The following is a 17941-nucleotide window of genomic DNA, read 5'->3' on the forward strand; positions in this document are numbered from 1 at the left end:
ATGACAATTCGTACGTTACGACCGCCGAAAGGGTTCCTGTTGCGCAACATTGGCAAGGAAATATCGACACACTTGAATCACATTTACGAGGCGAAGTTCTCGGCAAGCTAATGTCTCGTTCTGTAACATCTAGAGAGGTTTTTGACCCCTTACTGTTACAGATTGAGATGTTGTCTCGCGGGGTTGGGGTTTGTCTCGTTCTGTAGCATCTAGACCTGTATCTGCCGAGCTAGTGTTACAGATCGAGACAATTGCCGGGGAGGGGTCCCGTCACGGCAAGACGCCCGCTCGCTAGATGCAGAATCCGGGGATTACACAGGTTCGTTTGTTTGGCTTGTCCGCAGGCGTTGCGTACGTAAAGGCGTCGCCGTCGTGGCCCACACGGTTTATGTAGAGCGTGCCTTCGGTCTCCGATGAGTCGGGGCTCACCGTGCGCTCCCACCAGCAGGTGTCCTTGCCCTTCCACTGGCGGACCATCGTCTCGTTCGTGGAATACGGGCTCACCTTGAGCTCGCGGAAGAGCTGATACTCCTTGCCTTCGCCGTTATAGATGTCGGCCAGGTAGTGAAAGCCCTCGGTAAACGACTCGGGCGGCTGCACTCCGCACAGCTCGACCATGGCGGGCAGCCAAAGAGTTGCGGGCAGCTCGCTCAGGCACGATGCGCTGTTGGCGGCGCCCACATTGTTCGAGACCTTCTTGACCCCTTTAATGAGTGCGCGCAACTCGTTGGGCAGCAGCTTAAGGCCGTCGCCGTTGAGCCATTCCCGTAGCTCGCAATCTGCCCAGCCGGCGCTCGGCGGTTCAGCCGCAGCGTTGCGCTCGGCAATACCCGCATCGAACATAAACGTCAGTCCGGCCTTGCCCGTCCCGTCCAGAAGCTCATCGTGGCGGATGCCCACAAGCTGCGCGCCAACCTGCAGCCCGTTGGTGAGCGTGACACGTTTGGTACACGGATAGGGGATATGCCCATCGGCATCGAGCAGGTGATAGCGCTTGGCAATCTCGCGTGCCTCGCTACGGGTCTCGGCGGCCTTAATCTTGAGCGAAATCTCCTGCAGCTGATCCCAGGTGTAGTCGTCAAGCGAACCGCGGATGCCGTCCAGGTAGTCGGGGATGCCAAAGCCATGGGTCGCCGCCCCAATGACGCTGAGCCCCGCAACGGCTGCAACGACGCCACCGATAATAAACCGGCGGCGGGTCATGGCATCGTGCCGGGCCTGCTCCAGGATCTCTCGCGCGCGCTCGCCGGCGACGTCGACCTTAAGGTGCGTACCGGAGTCGATGTCGATTGCGGCGTCACTGCCCGCGCCCTCGCGGCCCTCGGATTCGGCATCGGTGAGGTATGCCGAGAGCACCTCGAGCATCTGCTGCTCGGTGGGACGATCGCACTGCTCGACTGAGAGACCCTTCATGATGATCTGGACGAGCGCTTCATCGTCCTTGCAGCGCGGCTCGAGCGGTGCCGGCTTGGTCTTGGTCTTTATGAGGTAGAACGAGCCGGTTGCCGCGGCACCCGTCGACTCGACATCGAACGGTTTGCGACCGCTGTAGAGCTGGTACAAAATGCTCGAAAGCGCATAGACGTCGATTGCCGGCGAACGGCGAAGGGCCGCGATGCCTTCGATATCCTGCGTGAGCATCTCGGGCGCGGCGTATGCGGGCGTGGCAAAGCGCCAGATGTCGGCGCGCCGGGTGATCGTGTCGTCGCCGAGAGCCATGGTCGCGGAGCCCATGTCGATGAGGCAGGGGTCAAAGGAGCAATCGGCAATCTGCTGCTCGAGCGTTCGGCTAGTGGTGCGGAACATGATATTGGCAGGCGACAGGTCGCGATGGATGACCGGATTCACGAGGCCTTGGGTCATCAAGAGCGCACGAAGCACGGCGTTTCCGACGGCGGCGACCATCTGGGTGGTCAGCCCGCCCGAGGCGTCGTGCGGAAGCAGGGGCAGCGCCTGCTTGAGCGAGGTGCCCTCGACCCACTCCATGAGGATGAGAGGGTCATCCTCGCACGATCCGTAGCCATAGACGCGCGGAAATCCGCGCAGGTGCGAGACGGTACACAGATGACGGTACTCCTCGAACAGCGCGGCGGTGCTGGCCAGGTGCGCTGCCGATTGCTCGGCGGAGCGGTCGGGGGCTTGGCCGGAAAGGATGGCGTTGTCCTTGAGTAGCTTGACGGCAAAGACCTCGCCGCTCGTGTTGGTCGCACGCAGCACGTGTCCGATGTTGCCGTTGTTGCGGTGGGCCGTCTGGAGAATAAGCGTCATAAACCGACGCTTGGCGTCGTCCTCGGCGCTGGGGTCGACCGCCACGGCGGTGTCGAACGTGTCAAGACGGATGAGTTTGTCGCCATAGGCGCTATCGGTAGTATCCATGGCGTTCCTTTGTCTGGCATGGGTTGCCGCGCGTATACGTGAGCAGTGCGGATATCGGTAAAGTACCATGATAGCCGCACTGCCCACGCATACCGCTGAGTATTGTCGTTTACGACGCAGAAGGTAGAAGACGAAAGACGGACGGCGACCGTCTTCCGATCGCCGTCCGTGCTAGTCCACAATGACAAGGAATGTCGTGTAGTGACCCAGATGGAGCCTGTCGCTGTTGGCGATTTCCACGGGGGGATAGATCTTGCCGGGCTCGCGTTGGTCGCGCGGCGGCTCAATCACAATATCGCCGTCGCCTGCACCCGATTCGAGCACTGTGCCGTTGGTCGATCCAAGGCCCTGGGCGTACCAGTGCTCACCCTCAAGCCAAATGCGAAGATGCTCGCGCGATGCGTCGGCGCCCACATCGGTGATGCTGGGCGAGGTTTTGGGCAAAGAACCAATTACGGTGCCGCGCGGATCGCGTGTGAGGGGATGGATTTGCATGTCGGCGCAGTTGTCGGCATGGGTTCTGAGCAGACCGAGGTTGGGGGCGACGGTGCGCGGCTGCTCCAGGCTGCTCATAAAGCCACGTCCGACGGTAGTTTCGGTGGTGCCAAAGTGCCCGCCCGTCTTGCTGTCGCAAAAGCGCTCGACGGTGGCCACGCCCTGAACGGGATCGGCGAGCGTCCCCGTTGCCACAAAGAGCATAAGGTAAAGCGTGCTTTTCTCGCGCACGGTATTGCCGTCAAAGTTGTCGATGCGATTGAGGGCATTTGCATATAGGCGGCTGTCCAGCTTGTAGCTGGTGAGAGCCGACATCATTTCGTTGGCGGCCGGACCGCGATAGTGCTCGGCGATTGCCCGATAGGCGGACTCGCCGCCGCCGAGCTTGCTGCAGATTGCCGCGGAAAGGTTGAGCGTGGTGACGGTAAAGTCGCTGTAGATGGCGGGCGCGCACTGGTCAGGCTTGCGATGGACGATGTAACGGGTGAGATACGAGCGGTTGGAAGAGCATTTCTCGAGCAGGGTACTGCCGAGATAAGAGTTTCCATTGATAAGCATTCGGGCGATCTCGAGATGTTTAAGACCGCCGAACGAGCGAATATCGTTATAGAGGACCGAGCAAGGCGTCTCTGCTGCCACGGATACCTCCTTTGATTGCTTCCTAGCCAATATGGCGATAGGAATTAATGGCCCCCGGTGGGCGACGTATTAAATGGCTGCGCAATATATAGCGTAACCAAAGCAACATTATAGGCCACATGTTCGAAATTGCAGGAAGCCTGAGAGATTTGGTTTGGACTGGACGGAAATCCCCCTCTGTCTTGATCTATAACAATTAGGGCCGATTTTACTCGTTAACTGTTACAGATTGAGACAATCAGCCGGGCCCACCTCGGGCCCACCTCGTCCGCCTCGTCATCTGTGGTTTACGTGGGGGCATGCGAAGCACGGGTATACTAACCGGCGGCGAATCTGCTCCATCGCTTAGAGCTGCTGCGTCTGGACGGCGCGTGATAGGGCTGCCAAAGCGATCGCCAGCGTGCTGAGCAACGTCCTCTCTGTGCGCACCTGTTTTTGTATGTATTAGCGCACTACCAAGCACGCCCGCGCGGCCGCATGCCGCGCCCATTGCGCGTGCAGATAAGGAACAACAACATATGCGTAATTCTGTATCCGACGTTACGGACGCCGAGATTCTGGACGAGGCCCGCGAGGCCATGACCCAGGCTGCCTTCGATGCCGCCGATGAGGCCAATGCTGCCCAGGCCGTCGAGTCCGCTACCGAGAGCCTGCCCGCCTTTGACGAGCTGGGGCTTTCCGACGAGATGCTTCGTGCTATCGAGAACCTGGGCTACACGGCGCCGACGCCCGTGCAGGCCGGCTCCATCCCCGTGGTGCTCGAGGGCCGCGACCTGCTTGCCGCCGCTCAGACCGGCACCGGCAAGACGGCCGCCTTTTTGCTGCCGACCATGAACAATCTGGAGCACATCGCTCCTCCCAAACCCGTGCGCGAGCGCGGCGACCGCAACCGTCGTCGCGGTGCTAAAAAGCCCGAGGGCAACGGTCGCGGCCCCGTGATGCTCGTCATCACCCCTACGCGCGAGCTTGCCCAGCAAATCGACGAGGTCGCAAGCAAAATCGCCGACGTCACCGGCCATGTTGCCGTGACCGTCGTGGGCGGCGTGAGCTACAAGCCGCAGACCGCGGCACTTAAGTACGGCTGCGACATCCTGGTCGCAACGCCGGGCCGTCTGGTCGATCTGATCGAGCAGGGCGCCTGCCACCTGGACGAGGTTAAGGTCCTGGTGCTCGACGAGGCCGACCGTATGCTCGACATGGGCTTTTTGCCCGCCGTCCGGCGCATTGTGCGCGAGACGCCGGCCGAGCGTCAGACGCTGCTGTTCTCGGCGACCCTCGACGAGGAGGCCGTGGGCGAGATCACCGACCTGGTGAGCGACCCGGCTCGCGTGGAGATCGCACCTGCCACGTCGACCGCCGACACCGTCGACCAGTTTGTGTTCCCGGTGTCCATCGAGGCCAAGAATAACCTGTTGCCCGAGTTCCTCAAAAAGGAGGGCCCGGAGCGCACCATCGTCTTTATGCGTACCAAGCACCGCGCCGACAGCTGCTGTCGTCGTCTGGAGCGCAAGGGCATCAAGGCCGCCGCGATTCACGGCAACCGCAGCCAGGCCCAGCGCGAGCGTGCCCTTTCGGCCTTCCGCGACGGCACCGTCGACGTGCTGGTGGCGACCGACGTGCTCGCCCGCGGCATCGACATCAGCGACGTGCGCTACGTCGTGAACTTTGACGTGCCGGCCGAGCCGACCGACTACATCCACCGTATTGGCCGTACGGGTCGTGCCGGCGAGCTGGGCTGGGCCATCACGTTTGTGACCGAGCAGGATGTCGATGAGTTCTACGAGATCGAGAAGCTCATGGACAAGACCGCCGACATCTACGAGGCCGGCGACCTGCATGTGGGCCCCAATCCGCCCGCGGTTGACCCCGAGCGCGATCCTGCGGCCTTTAAGGTGAAGAAGAAGACCAAGCGCGGCAAGTCCAAGAGCAAGAAGAAGCTTGAGCAGGCGCGTCGCGACGGCAAACGCAACGGCGATGACTACGGCGATGTGGCCGGTCGTTCCAGCCGCGGTCGCGACGAGCGTCGCGGCGACGGCGAGCGTCCGAGCCGTCCTAAGCGCGGCGGCAAGACCCGCGTGCGCGAAGGCGTTCAGGCTCGCGTGGACGAGGCTGTTGAGAGCGTGGCCCGCGAGGTGGCTGCCGAGGAGCGCGGCGGTGCTGTCGAGCAGGCCCCGCGTGGCAACCGTGCCGAGCGTCGTGCCAAGCAGTTCCAGGGCGAGGCACATCGCCGCCGCCGCGAGGACGAGGATCGCGGTGGCCGTCGTCGTGTCGAGCGCGAGGACGAGGGCCGCGGTTCGCGCGGTGGCAAGCGCGGTTCGGGCGACCGCCGTCGTTCCGGTCGTGATGACGAGCGCGGCGGCCGTGACGAGCGTCGCGGCGGCGAGGGTCGTGGTGAGCGTGCTGCCCGTGGCGGTGAGTCCCGTGGCGGCAAGCGCTTTGAAGAGCGCGGTAGCCGCGGCGGCGAGCGTCGCGAGGGTGCTCGCGGCAATGGCGGCCGCGGCGGCGCTGGTCGTTCTAACGAGTTGCGCGACCGTCGTGACCCGCGTGCCAGCCGCGATCGTCGCGATGACTGGCGCAACTACGACGATACCCGCGAAGAGCGTCGCGGCGGCTACTGTGGTGGTCGCGGCGGCAACCAGGCCGGTTCCCGTGGCGGCCGCGCCGGCGGTCGCGATAACCGCGGCAGCTATGGCAACAGCCGTGGCGGCAAGCGCGGCGGCAGCTCCCGTCGCCCCGGTGACGGCGGCGGCAAGCGCAAATAACACACGCATCGCCCGCTAGAGCGAGGTGAACCAAGGGCCCCGAGCAACTACGCTCGGGGCCCTTTTTGTTTGCCGTATCCGATCGCTAGTTCAAATGTGATTTCCTCGGGAATGCGTCTAGAGGATGCCGTGGGCCTGTTTCCTACCATGCGGCAATGGGTCCCATGGGGTGCGCCGTGCATTTTTTGGAGTATTCTGCAGTTCGAGTTGTCTGCATATGATTTGACGTCGCCAACGGTGGCTTTCGGATATCCCTAGCGAGCGTTCTGAGTCAGATTTCGTCGTTTTCCGGAGCAGGGGCGCGTCATTCTCGCCATGTCGGAACCCAAAATGATGCAGCGCCCTAAAGGTTTGCCCGCTCGGGGTATTGCTGGCGCGGTCACGTTGCAGAATACTCCGTTTTTTGCACGGGCCAGGATGGGGTACCTCGGGAGAACACGGCGGTATCCCGTAAATATATACAATCTGTACCGTAATTTATACAAAACGAAGAGGCAGACAGCGTAGGGTTGGTGCATTGGGGTGCTTGATGCACCAAAATGGGGATCCCACGTGCCGTATACTCTGGCTGGATGTGAAAACGGCTTGACGCGTTGCCAGACGTAGGGGGAGGGTGTCTCGATGAGCGTATTCGAAATTGTGTTTAGTCCGACGGGTGGAACGCAGAAGGTGTCTGGCCTTGTGGCCGGGGCACTGGACAAGAATACCGTTACCGTCGATCTGACCGATAGCGGGCTAGATTTCAGCGCTGTCTCGATGACTGAGGACGACGTGGCCGTAATCTCTGTGCCGGCGTATGCCGGTAGAATCCCGGCTGTGGTGGCTGACCGGTTGGGCATGGTTCACGGCAACGGAGCGCGGGCCGTTCTGGTGTGCGTCTACGGAAACCGCGCGTTTGAGGACACGCTCGTAGAGCTGGAGGACGTTGCGAAGCATGCGGGATTCCGGGTGATCGCGGCAGTTGCGGCCATTGCAGAACATTCCATTGCGCGACAGTTTGCTGCCGGTCGTCCGGATGCGCAGGATGCGGCGCAGCTCGCAGAGTTTGCGCAGCAAATTCAGCAAAAGCTGTTGGCCGAGGATACATCCGAGCCCTCTATTCCCGGCAATCGTCCTTATAAACAAGCCGGAGGTCACCGCATGGCACCCGAGGCAACAGGGGATTGTGTCTCCTGCGGTGCATGCGCCGCGGCGTGCCCCGTTTGTGCTATCGACAAGGGTGACCCCAAACGAGCAGCTGGCGAGGCGTGCATCTCCTGCATGCGCTGCATTGCCGTATGTCCGCGAGGCGCTCGTAAGCTTGATCCCAACAAGCTATCCGCTGTTTCCCAGATGCTGAGCAAGGTTTGCGTCGTGCGGAAGGAATGCGAGCTCTTTATCTAGCGCATACGAAATTGGTGCAATGGGACCAGGCTAATCTGCACCAACCTGGTGCAAACAAACCTGTCCCCAATGCACCAGAGTGAGGAGTGTCCCCGAGTGCCGGCAGAGACGATATGAGCAGGACATAAAAACATTGAGAGCCCCTGCTGCATGAAAGACCGCGGATTAGGCCGACAATGGTGAGTGTCTAATTCAGCCGCGGCGGCCACGCCGCATTCATGGAAGGGGCTCCCATGCTCGATACTACCACCTTCGTCGGCCTCGACGTCCACGCCCGCTCGATAAAGGCAGTCTCCCTCGACGTCATGACCGGGGAGGTGCGCTGCGCGACCTTCGGCTACGACGCCGGGGCAGTCGCGGAGTGGGTGCGGTCCGTGGACCCAAAGGCCAGGTGCGTGTACGAATCCGGGGTCACGGGGTTCGACCTGCAGAAGAGGCTCTCCGGCCTCGGGGTCGACTGCGTGGTCGGCGCCGTCTCGAAGATGATCAAGCCCAGCGCGGACAGGCGCAGGAAGAACGACCGCAACGACGCCGAGTTCCTCGCCCGCATGCTGTCGGTCGGCAACGTCGTCGAGGTGTGGGTCCCCGACGACGAGTGCGAGGCCGCCCGCGACCTGACCAGGGCGCTCGAGGACGCGAGGGACGACCTCTCGCGCGCGAAGCAGCGGCTCTCCAAGTTCCTGCTCAGGCACGGGCTCGCCTTCGACGAGAGGACGCCCACCGGCCGCAGGAAGGGCAACTGGACCCGGGCGCACTGGTCCTGGATCGAGTCGATTAGGTTCGCGGAGGGGGCCGACAACGACGTGCTCGCCTACTACGTCGACGCGGTCAGGCGGGCGGCGGAGGAGAAGGCGCGGCTCGAGGGGCTCGTCGAGGCCGAGGCCCGCAAGCCCAGGTGGAGGAGGAGGGTCGACTCCCTGCGCTGCCTCAAGGGCGTCGACACCGCGTCCGCCGCCGACCTCGTGTTCGAGGCCGGCGAGTTCTCGAGGTTCAGGAACGCCCGGTCGTTCGCCGCATGGGTCGGCCTGACGCCCTCCGAGCACTCCAGCGGGGAGAGCGACCGCAGGGGCGCGATCACCAAGGCAGGCAACAAGCACCTGAGGAAGGCGCTGGTCGAGGCCGCGTGGCACTACCTGACGTGCTCGGGGCGGCCGAAGGGCCTCGCCAAGGGCCAGGCCCCGGACCGGGTCGCCCGCAGGCATGCCGCCAAGGGCGTGCGGAGGCTGGTCGAGAGGCGGGAGGCGCTGCTCGCGCGCGGGGTCCACAACAACAAGGCGAACGTGGCCACGGCGCGCGAGCTCGCCTGCTGGGTGTGGGCGGTCGGCCTCATGGCCGAGGAGGCGTAGGGGGCCGGTCCCCCGCACATAAGCCGATCACCCCGGAAGCGGTTTGATCCGAAGCCGTTGAGGCGAACCTCAGGTCCCTTTTCTGCGAGCGCCCAGGGCGCCACACGCGTGCACAGACTGTCGGTTCGACGTAGAAGCCTCAGCCGTAGCAACGGATTGCCCAGCGAGAGATCGCCGCGGGCGGATATTAAACTGCAAAGACGAGCGTCGGTAAGACACGCCGAGGTCGCCGCGGACGGGTTGATATAGGGAGAGGGCCTGACCTCATATCGTTGGGGCCAGGCCCGATTTTGCCTCTTGACAATGTCCTGCTCATATTAAAAGGAACGTCCCTAAGTGCCGCTTAAATACCGTTTATCGGAGAAAAAATACCGTTCGCCGGTCATAATGATTGTTCCGGCTTTGGGCTTGTCTATAATAACCCCCGTAAAAGAAATGCGGAAGGTTACCGAGTCCCCTCGGACGTGGGCCTAACCAAAGTCTTAGAACGGGTGTGTCTCAATGGGTGCATTCGATTGATTTTGGTTGGGCTATATTTATGAAGGGACATGTCACCATGGGTTTCTTTTCTCGCCTAATGGGTGGTTCGGATAAGCAGACGACTGCGGCTTCCGAGTTCGAAATCCTCGCTCCCGTTTCCGGCGAGCTTGTTAATCTAGAAAAAACCAATGACCCCGCTTTTAGCAGCCGTGCAGTGGGCGATGGCGTTGCCGTGGTTCCCCAAGAGGGAACGGTGTGCGCTCCTGTTTCCGGTACCGTCGCCGCTCTGTTTCCGACTGAGCACGCGCTGGGCATCATGTCCGATAACAGCTCTGCTCAGGTGATGCTGCATATCGGAATCGACACTGTTAAACTTGAGGGCAAGGGCTTCCATGCGCTTGTTGCCCAGGGTGATCACGTTGACGCGGGCCAGCCCCTCGTCGAGGTCGATTTCGACGTGGTTCGCGCTGCCGGCTTTGATCCCACGGTCTTCGTTATCGTGTGCGAGCGTTCGGAGAACTCGACTCTTCGTGAGCATGCTTCCGGCCCTGTTGCTGTTAAAGAGCCTGTCGTCTGGCTTTCCGAGTAAATTCTTGTGGTGGGTACCGTGGTTATCAAGCGAGTTTTTAACAACAACGTCGCAATGGTCACTTCGGACGATGGCTCCGAGCTCATCGTCATCGGTCGAGGCCTCTGCTTTGGCCGTCATGCCGGCGATGCCATCGACGAGGCATCAGTCGAAAAGACCTACGCGTTGCAGGAGGGAACTTCTCAGGATTCGCGTACGATTGACCGCTTGGCACATCTTTTGGAGTCCATCCCCACCGTCAACCTCGTGATTTCCGAGGAAATCGTTCAGATGCTTCGTCGAGAGCTCAATGTCGACATCAACGATAAGATTCTCATCGCTCTCGCAGACCATATCAGCCTTGCTTTGGAGCGCGAGCGCAAGGGCGTCCCCTGTGAGAATCCGTTGCTGCTCGAGATCCAGCAGTTCTATCGCAAGGAGTATGCGCTTGCGGGCCGTGCGCTGCAGATTATCAAGGAGTACATGGGCATCCAGATGAGCGAGGAGGAGCAGGGTTTCATTACCTTGCATATCGTCAACGCCACCATGCCGCAGCGCTCTGACCGCCTGATTGTTTCGGTCCAGCTTGTTCGCGACGTGCTTGCGATTGTTTCCAAGCGCTATGCTACGACCCTCGATGACACCTCGCTGCCTTACGAACGTTTCGTTCGTCACCTGCAGTTTTTCGCACAGCGAGCGCTCGATCCTACGGCCGGGCAAATCAACGGAGACGCGCTGTTCCGAATCGAAGAAACGGCGTATCCGCGTGCATTCTCGTGTGCGGATGCCATAGCCGCCCACTTGTCGTCTACCTATAACGTTGTCGTTACCAATGCCGAGAAGAGCTATCTCGCATATCACATTGTTAACCTGCTTGGAGAACCTGGTCTCTAGGCATAACGTGCCCACACATCGATTGGTATAAGGCAAGGCTTACGGTCTTGCCCAGGGCACATCTGTCTTAATTTGCGGAAAAGGAAGGGGAGTACCGCTATGACCGCAAAAAAGAAGTTCAATTTCAAAGCGCCGTTGGAGGTGTTCGCGAAGTCGATCGTTCAGCCGATGATGTATCTCTCGGTTGCCGGCATCCTGCTCATCGTGGGCATCATTCTGACCAACAAGACCATCTGCGCCATGATCCCCGTGCTGGGCTTCGGTCCGTTCCAGCTTGTGGGCGCCGTTGTCTATCAGTCGCTGATGTTTATCATCAACAACCTCTCGATTCTGTTCTGCGTGGGCATCGCCGGCGCCATGGCAAAGAAGAACAAGGGCCATGCTTCGCTGATCGCCCTGATGTCGTTCTTCCTGTTCCTGCAGGCTAACAACATCGTGCTCAACGCCACCGGCTCTCTTGCCGATGCGAGCGGCATGCTCGGCCTTACCGGAACCGGCCAGGCCACCGTTATGGGCATCCAGGTACTCGATACCGGCGTATTTGGCGGCATCATCCTCGGTTGCATCACCGGTGCTGTGTTCAACAAGTACTCGAACAAACAGTTCCCCATTGCCCTTTCGATGTTCTCGGGCGTTCGCTTTCCGTTCCTGATCATGATCATCATTTCCTGGATCATGGGCGCTGGCTTCTGCATCGTTTGGCCTCCGGTTCAGGGTGCCATCTCCTCCGTTGCCGGCATCATTAAGGAGTCGGGCAACATCGGTCTGTTTATCTACGGCATGCTCAACAAGCTGCTTGTTCCCACCGGTCTGCACCACCTCATCTACACCCCGTTCCAGTTCTCCGATGTGGGTGGCACCCTGACGCTGGGTGATCAGGTTATCGCCGGCGCCTATCCCATCCGTGTTGCCGAGATGGCAATGACGGGCCAGCCCTTCTCCGATAGCACCTATTTCAACAGCTACACCTTCAACAACCTGTGGCCCTACATCGGTATCGGTCTCGCCTTTATCGTCACCGCTTACAAGGGGAACAAGGATAAGACCAAAGCCGTTATCATCCCGCTGATCATCACCGCCGTGCTCTCCTGCGTGACCGAGCCCATGGACTTCCTCTTTGTCTTTGCCGCTCCCGTGCTCTTTGTCGTTCACTCGGTTCTTTCTGGCATCTTCCTGGTCCTGCTCAAGGTTCTCTCCGTGCCCGCTTCGACTGCAGGCGGCATCATCAACATCGTGGTTTCCAACCTGGTTCTTGGTGTCGATAAGACCAACTGGCCGGTTATGCTGGTACTTGGAGTCGTCAACGCCGCTCTGTACTTCTTCCTCTTCACCTTCCTTATCAAGAAGCTCAACCTCCACACGCCTGGCCGCGAGGAGGAGTCCGAGCTTGCTGAGTCCGTTGCCGAGGGCGAGGCCGCCGCGTCTGTCGCGGTGAAGCAGGGCGCTGTTGCCGCGGCTCCCGCAGAGGGCGTCGATGCTGGCATTGCCGACCTGGTCGCAGGTCTTGGTGGCAAGGACAACATCGAGGAGCTCGAGAACTGCTTTACGCGTCTCCGCGTGAACGTTAAGAACCCGGGCCTCATCGATGAGAACCTCATTAACCACGTGCCCAACAGCGGTATCAACCGCAACGGCAACAATATCCAGATCATCTTTGGCATGAAGGTCGCCGAGATGCGCGACAAGGTCGAAAACGCAATTGAGAAGGAGCAGTAAACAATGATCATTACTCTGTGTGGTGGCGGATCCACCTTTACCCCCGGCATCGTCAAGTCCATCGCCCTGCGCAAGGACGAGCTCGACGTTGACGAGATTCGTCTGTACGACATCAACGAGGAGCGCCAGCGCAAGATTGGCGTGCTCGTGGACTGGATTTTGCACGAGGACCTCGGCCTGGACATCAAGCTCACGGTGACCACCGACAAGGAGACTGCCTTTACGGATGCCAGCTTCGTGTTTGCCCAGATGCGCGTGGGCGGCTACGCCATGCGCGAGCAGGACGAGAAGATTCCGCTGCGTCACGGCTGCGTGGGTCAGGAGACTTGCGGTTGCGGTGGCCTTGCCTACGGCATACGCACCATCTTCCCCATGGTCGAGCTGATCGATGACGTTGAGAAGTACGCCAAGAAGGACTACTGGATTCTCAACTACTCCAACCCTGCCGCCATCGTCTCCGAGGGTTGCCGTGTGCTGCGTCCCAACGCTCGCATCATCAACATCTGCGACATGCCGATCGCGATCATCGACGTGGTTTGCGCCGCGCTCGACATCGACAAGAAAGATGTCGAGTACGATTACTTTGGCCTCAACCACTTTGGTTGGTTCACCTCGATCCGCCACAAGGGCGAGGAGGTGCTCCCGCAGCTGCGCGAGTACATCAAGGAGCACGAGATTCTGCTGCCCGATTCTTACCTCAAGGGCATGGGCTCGCTCATGGCAAAGAAGCCCGAGGAGACCGCCGACGAGCATCCCGAGCAGAACCGCCACACTAAGGGCAGCTGGTACTACGTCTGGAAGGGCGAGTACGAGATCATGGAGTGCTTCCCGGAGTACCTGCCCAACACGTATCTGAACTACTACCTGCAGCAGAAGGAGTTCGTCGAGCATTCCAACCCCGAGCGCACCCGTGCTAACGAGGTTGAGGAGACGCGCGAGAAGAACCTCTTCGACGGCATCGACCACTACGAGAAGACCGGCGAGATCGACGAGAGCACGTTCTATGCGGGCAGCCACGGCGACTGGATTGCCGACCTGGCTATCGCTCTGAAGAACGATACCAAGCAGCGCTTCCTGGTCATTTGCGAGAACAAGGGCGCTATCCCCAACATGCCCTACGACGCTATGGTCGAGCTGCCTGCCTACATTGGCAAGAACGGCCCCGAGGTCATCAGCCGTGACAACATTCCTCTGTTCCAGCAGGGCCTCATGATGCAGCAGCTGAACTCCGAGAAGCTCGTGGTCGAGGCTACGATCGAGGGTTCGTACGAGAAGGCGCTCAAGGCCTTTACGCTCAACAAGACCGTGCCTTCGATGAAGGTCGCCAAGGAGGTTCTCGACGACATGATCGAGGCCAACAAGGGTTACTGGCCCGAGCTTAAGTAAAAGCAACAGGGTCGCTGGCCGCATACCATGAGCAATGCCCCGTCCACGTGATTGCGTGGGCGGGGCATTGTCGTTTGGTAACGCGTTTTATCAAATATGGCATTTATCTGCGGTAATGTTCTATTTCACCGCTGAGGGTGACATTTCATGCCGCCTGCCGAACTGCGTGAAGACCTAACAACTTTTTAGGTCAGTGTTGTGCGTGTAGCAACTTCGCCCGGCCTCGCCTCCGGGCTGCCATGTGAGAGGGGATCTTATGGCTCGACTGCATGTAATGGAACGCAGCCACGCTCAGGCCGTCATGGACGATCTGCACGATGCGCTCGGACGTCGTCTGGCGGTGAGCTCGCTCGCCCCGTGTCCCGTGGAGTTTACGGCAGCGCTCGTCAACCTGTGCTCCACCCAGAGCTGCGGCAAGTGCACGCCCTGCCGCGTGGGCCTAAGCGCGCTGAGCGACCTGCTCGCCGATGTGCTCGAAGGGCGCGCCGATGAGTCCACACTCAACCTGATTGAGCGCACGGCCCGCACCATCTACCTTTCGAGCGATTGCGCCATCGGCTACGAGGCCGGCGCCATGGCGCTCACGGCCATTCGCGGCTTCCGCGACGATTTTGAGCATCACATTAGCGAGCACTCCTGCGGCTTTGATCGTGAGGCCCGCGTCCCGTGTGTCTCGGGCTGTCCGGCGCACGTCGACATTCCCGGTTACATTTCGCTCGTCGAGGCCGGCCGCTATGCCGATGCCGTCAAGGTCATCCGCAAGAATAACCCGCTGCCGCTCGTTTGCGGCCTGGTGTGCGAGCATCCCTGCGAGATGCATTGCCGCCGTGGCATGGTCGACGACCCCATGAACATCCTCGCCCTCAAGCGTTTTGCCGTTGAGCACAGTGACCTCAACGACCACAAGCCGCATGTAGTGGACAACACCGGTAAGCGCGTCGCCGTGATCGGCGGCGGCCCGGCCGGCCTTTCCTGCGCCTACTACCTGGCCGTGATGGGCCATAAGGTGACCATCTTTGAGCAGCGCCACCACCTGGGCGGCATGCTGCGCTACGGCATCCCCAGCTATCGTCTGCCGCGCGAGCGCTTGCAGGCCGAGACCGACTGGATCTTGAGCGCCGGCATCGACGTTGAGCTCGATCACTCCGTCAACGGCGAGGAGCTTGTCCGCCTGCGCGACGAGTTCGATGCCGTCTATCTGGCCATCGGTGCCCATAGCGACAAGAAGCTCGGCCTTCCGGGCGAAGAGGCGCCCGGCGTGGAGTCGGCCGTCAAGATGCTGCGTGCCATTGGAGACGACGAACTGCCCGACCTGAGCGGCCAGCGCGTGTGCGTCATCGGCGGCGGCAACGTGGCCATGGACGTGGCGCGCTCTGCCGTGCGCTGCGGCGCCGAAAAGGTAAGCATCGTCTACCGCCGTCGCATCTGCGATATGACGGCTCAGGACGCCGAAATCGCCGGCGCCCAGGCCGAGGGTTGCGAGGTTCTGGAGCTTACGGCCCCGCTCGCCATCGAGACGGGCGAAGATGGTCGCGTGAGCGGCCTGCGCGTGCAACCGCAGATTATCGGCGAGCCTCGCCGTGGGCGTCCGGCCCCGCGTGCCGCAGCCACGCCCGAGCGCGTCATTCCCTGCGAGCGCGTGTTTGTGGCCATTGGCCAGGACATCGATTCCAAGCCGTTTGAGGACATGGGCATCGCCTGCAAGTGGGGTCGCGTCGTTACCGATTCGGATGGCGCAGTGCCCAACTTCGATGGCCTCTTTAGCGGCGGCGACTGCCAGACCGGTCCCGCCACCGTCATCCGGGCCATCAACGCCGGCCGCGTTGCTTCGGCAAATATCGATCGCTATCTGGGCTTTGACCACAAGATCAAGCTTGACGTTGAGCTACCGACCGTACAGTTTAAGGGCAAGCACGAGTGCGGCCGCTGCGAGCTGGGCGAGCGCGAGGCCGGCGAGCGCATCCACGATTGGAATCTGGTCGAGCAGGGCCTTACCGAGGAGGAGGCACGCCAGGAGGCAAGCCGCTGCCTGCGTTGCGACCACTTTGGCTTTGGTGCGTTCCGCGGAGGGAGGAACCTGGAATGGTAGAGCTCAACAACCCCACTGTCAGCGACAACACCGAAAGCGGAGCACTCAACATGGTCAAGCTCACTATCGATAATTGCGAGGTCGTGGTGCCCGAGCACACCACGATCCTGGACGCGGCCAAGTCCGTCGGCATCCAGATTCCCACCCTGTGCTACCTACGCGATCTAAACGAGATTGGCGGTTGCCGCGTGTGCGTGGTCGAGGTTGAGGGCTGCGACCAGCTGGTTGCCGCCTGCAACAACTACGTGCTCGACGACATGGTGGTCCACACCAACAGCCCCAAAGCCCGCGAGGCGCGTCGCACCAACGTGCAACTGCTGCTGTCCCAGCACGACTCGCGCTGCACGAGCTGCGTGCGCAGTGGTAACTGCAACCTGCAGACCATCGCCAACGACCTGGGCATCTTCTATCTGCCGTATCAAAGGCATTTGGCGGGCGAGGGCTGGGATTTCGATTTTCCCATCATCCGCGAAAACGACAAGTGCATTAAATGCATGCGCTGCATCAAGGTGTGCGAGAGCGTGCAGGGCTTAGGGATTTGGGACCTGACCAACCGCGCCACGCATACCGCCGTGGGCACCCGCGGGCGTGCGCCGATCGGCAAGACCGATTGCGTCGCGTGCGGCCAGTGCATCACGCATTGCCCGACGGGCGCCCTGCGCGAGCGTGACGATACCGAGACCGTGTTCGACGCTATCGCCGATCCCGACAAGATCGTGCTGGTGCAGATTGCGCCGGCCGTGCGTAGCGCCTGGGGCGAGGAGCTCGGCATTCCGCGCGAGGAGGCTACCGTCGAGCGCCTGGCTTGTGCGCTGCGCCGCGTGGGCTTTGAGTACGTGTTCGACACCGACTTCTCGGCCGATCTCACCATTATGGAGGAGGGCTCCGAGCTGCTCGAGCGCCTGGGCGCCGCCGCTAAGGGTGAGGGCGACAGCCGCGGCTGGCCCATGTTTACGAGCTGCTGCCCGGGCTGGGTGCGCTTTGTGAAGGCACGTTACCCCGAGTTTGTCGACAGCCTGTCCACGTCAAAGTCGCCGCAGCAGATGTTCGGCGCTATCGCCAAGACCTACTACGCCAAGGTGCTGGGCGTGGAGCCCGAGCGTCTGTTCGTGGTGTCCGTTATGCCATGCACGGCCAAGAAGGCCGAGTGTGCGCTGCCGAGCATGATGGGCGAGGGCGGCGCGCCCGACGTGGACGTTGCGCTGACGGTGCGCGAGATGGTGCGCATGATCCGCGCGAGCCACGTGAGCGTTGACACGCTGGTCGAGGAGCCGCTCGATACGCCGCTGGGCTTTGGCACGGGCGCGGGTGTGATCTTTGGTGCCACGGGCGGCGTGATGGAGGCCGCCGTGCGCTCGGCCTATTACCTGGTGACGGGCAAGAACCCGGATGCCGATTTCTTTACCGACGTGCGCGGACTCGACGGCTGGAAGGAAGCCGTCGCCGATATCGATGGCACTAAGGTGCGCGTCGCCGTGGCACACGGGCTGGGCAACGCTGAACGTCTGCTCGACGCGATTCGCGACGGCCGTGTGAGCTATGACTTCGTTGAGGTCATGGCGTGCCCGGGCGGCTGCGCCGGTGGCGGCGGTCAGCCCATTCACGACGGCTGCGAGCTGGCAGCCGAGCGCGGTCAGGTGCTCTGGGGCCTCGATGCGAACGCCGAGATTCGCTTCTCGCACGAGAATCCCGATGTTCAGGCGTGCTATAGCGAGTTCTTGGGTGCGCCGCTCTCGCCGCTGGCCGAGGAATTGCTGCATACCGACCATCACGCATGGACGATGCCTAACGAGGGGACGTGCTAGCG

General features: G+C 61.3%; 11 protein-coding genes. 9 read left to right on the forward strand and 2 right to left on the reverse strand.

Features of this window, described 5'->3' with window-relative positions; translation table 11 throughout:
- Positions 1-291: 291 nt before the first annotated feature.
- On the reverse strand, positions 292-2376 hold the full coding sequence (locus tag ACKUTP_RS05090; protein WP_409063683.1) for a protein kinase domain-containing protein: 2085 nt from the start codon (positions 2374-2376) through the stop codon (positions 292-294).
- 171 nt (positions 2377-2547) lie between these two features.
- Positions 2548-3510, reverse strand: a complete 963-nt coding sequence (locus ACKUTP_RS05095; protein ID WP_409063684.1) for an FHA domain-containing protein — start codon at positions 3508-3510, stop codon at positions 2548-2550.
- Between the two features lie 518 nt (positions 3511-4028).
- Here ACKUTP_RS05095 and ACKUTP_RS05100 point away from each other — a divergent pair.
- The 9 genes from ACKUTP_RS05100 to ACKUTP_RS05140 all read left to right on the forward strand — a co-directional run bounded on the left by ACKUTP_RS05100 (position 4029) and on the right by ACKUTP_RS05140 (position 17939).
- Positions 4029-6272, forward strand: coding sequence for a DEAD/DEAH box helicase (locus ACKUTP_RS05100; protein ID WP_409063685.1), 2244 nt, complete (start codon positions 4029-4031; stop codon positions 6270-6272).
- A 621-nt stretch (positions 6273-6893) separates the two neighbouring features.
- Positions 6894-7655, forward strand: a complete 762-nt coding sequence (locus ACKUTP_RS05105; protein WP_409063686.1) for a 4Fe-4S dicluster domain-containing protein — start codon at positions 6894-6896, stop codon at positions 7653-7655.
- Positions 7656-7888: 233 nt separating this feature from the next.
- On the forward strand, positions 7889-9001 hold the full coding sequence (locus ACKUTP_RS05110; protein WP_409063434.1) for an IS110 family transposase: 1113 nt from the start codon (positions 7889-7891) through the stop codon (positions 8999-9001).
- A 556-nt stretch (positions 9002-9557) separates the two neighbouring features.
- Positions 9558-10070 (forward strand): PTS glucose transporter subunit IIA, encoded by a 513-nt coding sequence (locus ACKUTP_RS05115; protein ID WP_158556878.1) that lies wholly within the window; start codon positions 9558-9560, stop codon positions 10068-10070.
- A gap of 18 nt (positions 10071-10088) precedes the next feature.
- Positions 10089-10943 carry a PRD domain-containing protein gene (locus ACKUTP_RS05120; RefSeq protein ID WP_409063687.1) on the forward strand — a complete coding sequence of 285 codons (855 nt, stop codon included), beginning with the start codon at positions 10089-10091 and terminating at the stop codon, positions 10941-10943.
- 99 nt (positions 10944-11042) lie between these two features.
- On the forward strand, positions 11043-12659 hold the full coding sequence (locus ACKUTP_RS05125; RefSeq protein ID WP_409063688.1) for a PTS transporter subunit EIIC: 1617 nt from the start codon (positions 11043-11045) through the stop codon (positions 12657-12659).
- A 3-nt stretch (positions 12660-12662) separates the two neighbouring features.
- Positions 12663-14045: a 6-phospho-alpha-glucosidase gene (locus ACKUTP_RS05130; RefSeq protein ID WP_409063689.1), complete on the forward strand. Its 1383-nt coding sequence runs from the start codon at positions 12663-12665 to the stop codon at positions 14043-14045.
- Positions 14046-14301: 256 nt separating this feature from the next.
- Positions 14302-16134, forward strand: a complete 1833-nt coding sequence (locus ACKUTP_RS05135; RefSeq protein ID WP_409063690.1) for an NAD(P)-binding protein — start codon at positions 14302-14304, stop codon at positions 16132-16134.
- 50 nt (positions 16135-16184) lie between these two features.
- Complete coding sequence (locus ACKUTP_RS05140; protein ID WP_409063879.1) at positions 16185-17939, forward strand: [FeFe] hydrogenase, group A; 1755 nt, start codon at positions 16185-16187, stop codon at positions 17937-17939.
- Positions 17940-17941: the final 2 nt, after the last annotated feature.

Origin of the sequence: Collinsella sp. wc0529 (assembly GCF_046116875.1) — a bacterium.
Lineage (GTDB): Bacteria > Actinomycetota > Coriobacteriia > Coriobacteriales > Coriobacteriaceae > Collinsella.

What these genes read in the sequence shown, in the direction of transcription:
- ACKUTP_RS05140 (WP_409063879.1), top strand. Translation starts at nt 16,185, where the DNA reads ATGGTCAAGCTCACTATCGATAATTGCGAGGTCGTGGTGCCCGAGCAC.
- ACKUTP_RS05125 (WP_409063688.1), top strand. Translation starts at nt 11,043, where the DNA reads ATGACCGCAAAAAAGAAGTTCAATTTCAAAGCGCCGTTGGAGGTGTTC.
- ACKUTP_RS05090 (WP_409063683.1), bottom strand. Translation starts at nt 2,376, where the DNA reads ATGGATACTACCGATAGCGCCTATGGCGACAAACTCATCCGTCTTGAC.
- ACKUTP_RS05100 (WP_409063685.1), top strand. Translation starts at nt 4,029, where the DNA reads ATGCGTAATTCTGTATCCGACGTTACGGACGCCGAGATTCTGGACGAG.
- ACKUTP_RS05115 (WP_158556878.1), top strand. Translation starts at nt 9,558, where the DNA reads ATGGGTTTCTTTTCTCGCCTAATGGGTGGTTCGGATAAGCAGACGACT.
- ACKUTP_RS05110 (WP_409063434.1), top strand. Translation starts at nt 7,889, where the DNA reads ATGCTCGATACTACCACCTTCGTCGGCCTCGACGTCCACGCCCGCTCG.
- ACKUTP_RS05135 (WP_409063690.1), top strand. Translation starts at nt 14,302, where the DNA reads ATGGCTCGACTGCATGTAATGGAACGCAGCCACGCTCAGGCCGTCATG.
- ACKUTP_RS05105 (WP_409063686.1), top strand. Translation starts at nt 6,894, where the DNA reads ATGAGCGTATTCGAAATTGTGTTTAGTCCGACGGGTGGAACGCAGAAG.
- ACKUTP_RS05130 (WP_409063689.1), top strand. Translation starts at nt 12,663, where the DNA reads ATGATCATTACTCTGTGTGGTGGCGGATCCACCTTTACCCCCGGCATC.